At 65.6% G+C, this 7,737-nt stretch carries 8 protein-coding genes and 1 pseudogene; 4 read left to right on the top strand and 5 right to left on the bottom strand.

Annotated features, from left to right (window positions below; all coding sequences use genetic code 11):
* Nucleotides 1–165 precede the first annotated feature (165 nt).
* Nucleotides 166–2,076, bottom strand: a complete 1,911-nt coding sequence (locus tag ABZ904_RS42575) for an ATP-binding SpoIIE family protein phosphatase (protein WP_361829477.1) — start codon at nt 2,074–2,076, stop codon at nt 166–168.
* A gap of 470 nt (nt 2,077–2,546) precedes the next feature.
* Here ABZ904_RS42575 and ABZ904_RS42570 point away from each other — a divergent pair, with 470 nt between their 5' ends.
* The 3 genes from ABZ904_RS42570 to ABZ904_RS42560 are packed head-to-tail and all read left to right on the top strand — an operon-like array spanning nt 2,547 to nt 3,494.
* A complete protein-coding gene (locus tag ABZ904_RS42570; RefSeq protein WP_361829475.1) occupies nt 2,547–2,924 on the top strand; it encodes a hypothetical protein in 378 nt (125 codons plus the stop codon).
* Nucleotides 2,921–3,145: a hypothetical protein gene (locus ABZ904_RS42565; RefSeq protein ID WP_359409847.1), complete on the top strand. Its 225-nt coding sequence runs from the start codon at nt 2,921–2,923 to the stop codon at nt 3,143–3,145. The genes ABZ904_RS42570 and ABZ904_RS42565 overlap by 4 nt, the downstream gene beginning before the upstream one ends.
* A gap of 10 nt (nt 3,146–3,155) precedes the next feature.
* Entirely contained in the window at nt 3,156–3,494 is a 339-nt protein-coding gene (locus ABZ904_RS42560; RefSeq protein WP_361002759.1) for a hypothetical protein, read from the top strand.
* A gap of 649 nt (nt 3,495–4,143) precedes the next feature.
* Here the strand turns inward: ABZ904_RS42560 and ABZ904_RS42555 are convergent.
* The 4 genes and pseudogenes from ABZ904_RS42555 to ABZ904_RS42540 all read right to left on the bottom strand — a co-directional run.
* A complete protein-coding gene (locus tag ABZ904_RS42555; protein ID WP_361829473.1) occupies nt 4,144–4,314 on the bottom strand; it encodes a hypothetical protein in 171 nt (56 codons plus the stop codon).
* A 189-nt stretch (nt 4,315–4,503) separates the two neighbouring features.
* Nucleotides 4,504–4,737 carry a hypothetical protein gene (locus ABZ904_RS42550; RefSeq protein WP_359409855.1) on the bottom strand — a complete coding sequence of 78 codons (234 nt, stop codon included), beginning with the start codon at nt 4,735–4,737 and terminating at the stop codon, nt 4,504–4,506.
* A complete protein-coding gene (locus tag ABZ904_RS42545; RefSeq protein WP_359409876.1) occupies nt 4,734–4,796 on the bottom strand; it encodes a DUF6221 family protein in 63 nt (20 codons plus the stop codon). The genes ABZ904_RS42550 and ABZ904_RS42545 overlap by 4 nt, the downstream gene beginning before the upstream one ends.
* A gap of 867 nt (nt 4,797–5,663) precedes the next feature.
* A pseudogene (locus tag ABZ904_RS42540) lies at nt 5,664–5,999 on the bottom strand (transposase); the annotation flags it as partial.
* Between the two features lie 264 nt (nt 6,000–6,263).
* On the opposite strand from ABZ904_RS42540, the gene ABZ904_RS42535 reads away from it, so the two are divergent.
* On the top strand, nt 6,264–7,283 hold the full coding sequence (locus tag ABZ904_RS42535) for an alpha/beta hydrolase (protein ID WP_361829471.1): 1,020 nt from the start codon (nt 6,264–6,266) through the stop codon (nt 7,281–7,283).
* Nucleotides 7,284–7,737 lie beyond the last annotated feature (454 nt).

Raw genomic sequence — 7,737 nt, 5'->3', positions numbered from 1 at the left:
GCCTGTTCCGCAACACCACCTCGACGCCATGGACCCAAGCCACGAACAGTCCAGCTGCACGTCACCCATCACACCGACACCGTGGCCACCGTCGGCGTCCGAGTCGCCGTACGGGCCTGGTCGACGGTCAGGCGCACGGAGACATCACGCGAAGGTGTGCCGTCGTTAGGCATCAGCGCCGTGGGCATCCGGCATCGGCATTTCGAACCACACGGTTTTCCCTCGTCCGCTCGGTGAATTGCCCCATGCCGATGCCAGCGCGGAGACGATGACCAGTCCTCGCCCGCCCTCGGCCTGGTCCTCTTCGCGGGGAACCGTTACGGCCTGCGCGAGATGCGGATCGCTGTCGCGGACCTCTACGCGTATGCGTTCGGGATACCTGTGCACGTAGACGTACACGTCGCTGTCACCGTGGACCAGGCCGTTGGTGACGACCTCCGACACCAGGAGTTCCTCGTCATCGGCCATGGAGGACAGCTCCCACCCGGCCAGCCACTCCCGCAGAAGTCTGCGCGTCTGCTGGGCTCCGTGCAGATCGCGCCGGTGGATCCTCAACTGCCGGACGTTGTGCTGAGCTTCAGCCGAGGGTCCTTCGTAGACGACCAGAAGCAACGCCGCATCGTCGGAGCACCGCAGGGGCGCCTCGCTGAAGCCCCTGATGAGTCGGTCGCCGACGGACTCAAGGTTCCCGGGGTTATCGAAGGCCGCGCTCACCGCCTTGGGGTCCACATCGCCTCCGAGACCGGCCAGACCGTCCGTGTAGAAGGCGAGCAACGTGCCCGGCTCGAGTTGCAGGTCCGCCACTTCGTAGGTCGCCTCCGAGTCGATACCCAGGGGCATGCCTGCGTCGAGGAAGACGGGTGGCATTCGGCCGTCAGCCGTGCGCATCAGAGGCGGTGGATGCCCAGCGGTGGCGATCTGCGCCCTGCCGGTGTCCGGATCGAGCCAGGCGCAGCAGCAGGTGGCGAAGAGATCGGTTTCCAGGCCGATCATGAGCTGGTTCGCCCGGGCGAGCACGACTCCGGGGTCGTGTCCTTCGGTCGCGTAGGCGCGCACGCCGCTGCGCAGCTCGCCCATGACCACAGCGGCGGCCGTGTTGTGCCCCTGGACGTCCCCGATCACCATCATGACCCGGCCCTCGGGGAGCTTGATGAGGTCATACCAGTCTCCCCCGAGTTCGATTCCGCTGGTCGCCGATGCGTACCTGCTGGTGCTCACCACTCCGGCCGGCTGGGGCAGCACGGGTGGCAGCAGTGCGTGCTGCAGGTCATCGGCCAGCGCGTGCTGAACATCCTGCATCTTGGTTCGTTCGACCGCTTGACCGACTGCCGTGGCCAGCGTTGTCAGCGTTCCCTGCTCGGCGACGATGTCCCTGCGCTCGACGCCGAACGCCATCGACAGGGCACCCACCGCCCTGCGCCCGGCAATCAGTGGCAGGACCATCCAGAAGCATTCCTGGTCCGACAGCGGCTCGGGCAACCGGCCGGCTGTCTGTGTGTCCCGAGGCCCGTACAGGACCAGGCGCCGTCGCTCCACCGCCTCCGTCTCCGGCCTGCGCTGAGCGAGCAATGAGCCATGCAAGGTGCGTATGAATTCCCTTGCACAGCCCGAGCTGCAAGCTACGCGGAGCCGATCTCCATCGACCAGGCTGACGACGGCAGCACGGGCCTGGAATCCGTCCAACACGCGCTCCATGGACATCTCCACGACGTCCCGGGTGTGAACCGTCGTTGCCAGCAGCGTGGCGAGTTTGTGCAGATGGTAGACGAGCGGAGCGGTTGATGAGGTCATGCTTTCGACGCCCGCCCCCTCGCCTTCCACAGTGACCACGTGCGGTACCAGGGGTGGAACCATCGATGTCCCATGATCGGCCAACCGGTCCAGGTCGCCGGCCAGCGACGAGGCCGCGACGGCCAGTCGCTCCCGGGCCGACTCAGCGATCTCGCCACCTACGAGCAGCCAGAAAGCCGAGAGCGTCCCGATGCGGCGGGTCGGCGAGAAGAGCGGCGCGGCCGCGGCCTGCAGTGGGAAAGGTGCGAAGACTGCCAGGTCCGGGTGGCTTGTTACGAAGTCCACAGTCGCGGTCTCCACAAGGCCCGACTGCCACGCCCGTGACGACGGCCAGCTGCTGTCATCCAGGGGTATACGTTCGGGCGCTCCCACTCCCGTGGCGGTCACCGCCACGACAGCAGCATGCAGATACGGGGTGTCCGGCACTTTGAGGTAGACCGTCGCGGCCGCCGCGCCCAATTCGCCAACAACGCTCTCGGCCGCCGAAACCAGCAGTTGTTCTCTGTCCCGCGTTGCGAGGGGCAGACGTCTCGACCCCGGCGGGACGGGCCCATACCGTTCCATCTTTTTCGCCGCCCAACTGCCGTTGGCGCTGCTGCTGGCCTCATTTTACTGCCGCTGTCCTGACCTGCTCTGATTTCTTGCCCGATCGTCGGCGCTTCCTGTTCTCAGTCGGCTCGAGCACGGAGTGTGAGGAATCTTCTCGCACACCTGGCGATCCTCGACGCGCTCGGGGTGCGGCATGCCGTGCTGCGATGACCAGCAGTGACCTCGCGGACCCCGAGCCCGTGCGTGCCGACGCCGTCGAGCCCAGGGACATCGTCGCCGAGCAGGGAACGCTGACAACGCTGGCCACGGCAGTCGGTCAAGAGATCGAACGAACCAAGATGCAGATGCTCGGAGATGACCTGCAACCCCACGGCGGTGTCACCCAGCGCAGCGCCCACGACGGGCTCAGCCACTGCGCGGCAGCAGCCGGCTCCCCCTCAGCCGAGCTCTCGGCGGTGGTCCGCTCACGCTGTCGCATCCGTGACGTCGGCGGTGCGGCCTCTGGCGCCCGTCGGCGTTTTCTGCCCGGTGACGTCGCCCGGCCCGGGCAACCACCCCTGTGCCCGGCAGCACTACGGCTATGACAGCAGACGGCCGCGCTCATGTCACGCAGGCCGCCCAGCGATGCCGCCGTGCTCCCCGCCCGGCGGATGCGGGTCAACCACACCCGCGGCGCGGGGGCGCCCTGGCCTACCTGATCGCCTACGACGTCCACCAGGCCAAGGTGCACGGCCGCACCGAACCGCGCACCGGCATCGACCCGTTCCTGAACTTGGTGACTCAGGTCATGGGTCAGGAACCCTAGCGCCAAGCGCGTGTTCTGGATCGACGACAACGGATCTTCCCACCGTGGCAAGAAGGCCGCCGACCGGCTGGCCACAGCGTTCCCGAACGCTGTGATGGTCCACACCCCGATGCACCCCTCCTGGCTGAACCAGGTGGAGATCTACTTCTCCGTAGTCCCGCGCAAGGTCGTCTCACTCAACGACTTCACCGACCTTGTCCAGGTCAGGGACCGGCTCCGGGCCTTCGAAGACCGCCGCAACGAAACAGCACAGCCGTTCCAGTGGAAGTTCACCGCCTCCGACCTGGACGATCTGCTGACCCGGCATCTCCAAGATCACACCCTCGGAATGCGGTCGGGCGTTGCCTAGGGGAAGCTATGGCCATGGCCGTGCGTCGCGTGAACGTGGAGGCGCCCTGTGGATCTGGCGGCCGCCGGGTATGCGTCGATTACAAGATCTTGGGCACGGCGTACTCGCTGCACGATGTGGCGGTGTTTCTCCGATACGCCGGGCTGGTGGGCTGGGACGAGCTGGACGTGGCCGAATCGGACATCATCGAGTGGCACGGCGGTGGTCCGGAAGTTTGGCCGCGCCGGGTTTGTCCAAACGGTTGGGTAGGCCCGGGTGGGCCCGCCTCGCTGGTGTGAGGGAGACGAGGCGGGCCTGATGGGAGCCGACCCGCTGCTGGATGGCGCCCGGGTTCACTGTCGCACCGGCGGCAAGCGGAGGGACGTGCTTGGGTACACGGAAAGCCCTTCGGGCGATGCATGGGTCACTCGTTCTGATACGGAGGCCAAACCGGTCAGCGGTCGTCGGCCTTGCGGTAGGAGCGCCGTTCGGAGCGTCTGGTTCACGGTGGCTCCGTACCAGCGGTGTGCGCGGCCGGAGTGGTGATCCGGCTCCGGCCAACGGCCGCGAGCGAAGGCCGCCCGGCCCGCAGACGCGGCGGGGCGGGGCGCCTGGGCCTTGTCTCACGGTCTCGCCGACCATACCTCTGGCCCTCCGCCGTGCCACTCGATCAGGAGCGACTCGCCCCATACACCTCATCCCAGCCCTCCATGCCGACGCGGTCCAGGAACACCCTCAAGTCGTGCAGGCTGTGCGCGGTGCCCAGGATCTGATCGTCGATCTGGATACACCGACCGCCTGTCTCTTCGGGCGGCGACACGATCACGCGAGGTTCGGCCATTCCACCAGCGTCACTCCTCCCACGTTGGCGCGCATGCTCATTGGGGCCCCTCTGCAGCACGCAGCCCGCCTCGCCCCATGAGGGAGGGAGCGGCGAGGCGGGCCTGAGGGGTGCGATAGATGTCGTGACGAGCTCACTGTGACACGCGAGGCCTGCCTGGCGAGGTAGCTGCAGCTGCGCCGCCCCCTTTCAGGTGATGTGCCTGTCAGGTGGTGAGGCGAACCGCCAGCCGGACAGCCGGCCGTCCTCGCCGACCTCGGCGGTCAGTCGCACGCCCGGCAGATCATGGACCTGGATGCCGATGGCGTCGGCGATCTCGGTGGCCGGGTAGCGCTCAGGCTCGGCCGGCGGGACGTCGGCGACGATCTCCGCCTGGTCGCCGAACAGCAGCAGGACAAGGACACGGACACGCTCAGCGGTCATGGTCTCCATTCCTCTCGGTAGGCAGGGTGGTCGCCGTATGCGGCGGCGAGCGACTTGATCGACCAGTAGTACGCGGTGTCGAAGCCACCGTCCGGGTACTTGGCCTAGGTTGGTCTACTCCCACGCCGCAACAGAGGTGACGTACTGAGCCCCGCTTTAGCTTGATGTTTACCCTCGCTGCTGTTTCAGGCGGATGTGTTCGGTGAGGGTTTCGATTCGTTTCACGGTCTTTCCGGGTTCGTGTCGTGGGGCTGCCTGCGGTTTCTCGAGCCGAGTGCGCGTCCGGGTCCGGGTCGGGCGGGTTTGGGCACGCCGGCGGGGCGGGCGGTTGCCTGCCCCGCCAGAGCACCGAAACCCTCCCGCCCCGGCCCGGGACGACCACCCGGCCGCAAGAACGCCCGGCCCACCTCGCGCTACGACGTGCACACAGTCCGCAAACCAGACGCAGCAAAACAGCGAACGAAGAAGGGTGCAGTTCCTCTGAAGGGAGGGGCCGAGCTGGGGATTGCTGAGCGGGCCTCTCTGACGCTGAAGATTGATCGCGCTGGTCAACGGGCTCTCGCTAGCATTGGCGGATGGCTCGCAGCGATAAGAGGGCACGACGTCTCGTGGTCGAGGGGGAGGGCTTCCTCTGGACCTTGAGCCACACCCACCGCGCCCTGGGCAACGGTCAATACGAGGACTGCTGCGAAACCCTCGTCACCGCCAGTTCAAAGCGAGGGGGCGTCTTGGCATCGTCTTCCAGGCAGGCTCCGACAGGCTTGTCCCTGACGGGTACCTCATGTCATCCGGAGCCGTCGGCACGGAGCTCGGCAGAACGTTGAACCTGCACGAGCCGGGCACTGTCAGGGCCCTGCTCGACGCAGCCCTGAAACGCGGTTGGCGTACCTGCGATCCCGTGAACCGTACCTAATTGAAATACAAGCCCCTGCAGTACCGGAGTACTGCCTTTGCACGCCGGCCGACCTGGTGCCCTTCTTCAAGAATCCGGTGTCGTCACCGATCAGCACCGCGTTCTTGTCACCAATGCTCTCCACAACGAAGTCCCGCACGTCATCGCGGACCCCATCAGCATCCCAGTCAGCCTCGCCCAGCAGCCGCTGCATCCCGATCGGATGTTCCTCACCGGCTCGTTCCGCCAGCGACCAGCCGTTCTTACGCTCCAACGGCGCAACCGGCCCGGCCATGTACTGAAGTGCCCGGTCCCGCGGCTCCGAGCGGGCAAACCGCGCAGCGAACCGCGCATGTAACCCCGCCAACACAGCGCGCCATGACTCGACTTGACACAAACCAAGATCCACATACGCCAGGACGCTCAATCACACCGTACGCCCTAACTGTGATTGCAGTACTAGCCCGTCTCCGTATTATTGGGTCCAGTTTGCCGTCTGGATGGGCTTGAGAAACATTAGACAGCCTGTGGTGTGAGATCTTCGGTAAGTGCTGTGCCGGATCGATGGGTGGCCTCTCCGTCCTCACACGTCTAGCGACGCATAACGAGATACCGACTCCGGGTAGGTGCATCAATGGGCATCGGAATAGGAAAGACCAACAGGCTCATCGCGCTCATCGCAGCGTTGATGGCTCTCCTGGCGATCTCCGTCACCTCGAGCTCCGGAGCGTGGGGCGAGAGTCGCGGGCATAGCTCCATGGTGGCTCCGTCGCCTTACCCGCAATCTCAACCACCCGCTGGTTTTCGGTCCAAGTACGCGGAAGTAAATGGCTTCCGTATGCACTACATGCAGGGCGGCAAAGGCTCGCCTGTGGTGATGATCCACGGGTTCCCTCAGACGTGGGCCCAGTGGCGGCAGCAGATGGGCCCACTCTCCAGGACTCACACCGTGATCGCCGTCGACCTGCGTGGCACTGGCAACTCACAGGTCACGAAGAGTGGTTACCAGGCCGCGCAACTGGCTAAGGACGTGCATCAGCTGCTGAAGCAGCTGGGGCTCAACAACGGCGTCCAGATAGTCGGTCACGATATTGGTGTGTGGGTCGCCTACGCCTACGCGGCGCAGTGGCCGTCGGAGGTGCGCCGCATGGCCGTGATGGAAGCCCCCATTCCGGATGACAGCGTCTACAGCTTCCCCGCTCTGAACGCTGATCCGAAGAAGCCCTCGCCGTGGCACTTCGGCATGTTCCAGCTGCCTCTCGCTGAACACCTCATCGCCGGTAACGAGCGTGTCTTGGTCCAGGATATGATCACTGAGTGGCTGGCGGGCAACAAGTCACCGTTCACGCCGTCGGACTATGACTACTACGCCCACTTTCTGAAGGAGCCCGGCCGCACGACGGCCTGGATGAGTGTATACCGTCAGCTCCGCGCGAACGTTCAGCAGAACAAGGAGTTCTTTGCCCGGGGCAAACTGAAGATGCCCATCCTCGCCGTCGGCGCGCAGGATTCCTTTGGCGGAATGATGGCCGACCAATGGCGTCATTACGCCGTGAACGTCGACGGACGAGTCCTGAAGAATTCGGGACACTTCGTGACAGAGGAGAAGCCACAGGAAGTGACAGCCATGCTGCAATCCTTCCTGCAGAAGTAGCTTTCACAGTCAAGGGATGAACCACGACGGTCCCTACGACATGAGTGTCTAACTGCGTGACAACGCCGACGCACAGCTCCGAACAACCGCGCACATCTGCGGATCGTCGCAGCAGGTGGAAGACAGACCAGCTCGGGGTCAAGCGTCTGTTTGGCGCGGACCGGCCCCGGCACGTCCGCCACCACCTCCACGATGTCCCGGTACACCGACGGCAGCACGTCCGATCCCATCCCGGGCTGCCAGTGCGGCACGGTCAGCACCCCGATCACCTGCCGTGATACCCCGGCATAGGCAGAGACCATCCCGTCACCGGCAGGCGACCGACCCGTGGCGGCGGGGCAGCGGGCGCCTCGGGCGTCATCTCGCCGAGCACCTCGGCGACCGTCTCCCGCGTAATCCGCAGTCGCTCCAGACCCTCCCGGGCCTTCTCCAACCTGGCAGACACCGCCAGCGA

This window comes from Streptomyces sp. NPDC046900, from assembly GCF_040644975.1.
Taxonomy (GTDB): domain Bacteria; phylum Actinomycetota; class Actinomycetes; order Streptomycetales; family Streptomycetaceae; genus Streptomyces.
This window is presented reverse-complemented; position numbering and strand designations above follow the sequence as displayed.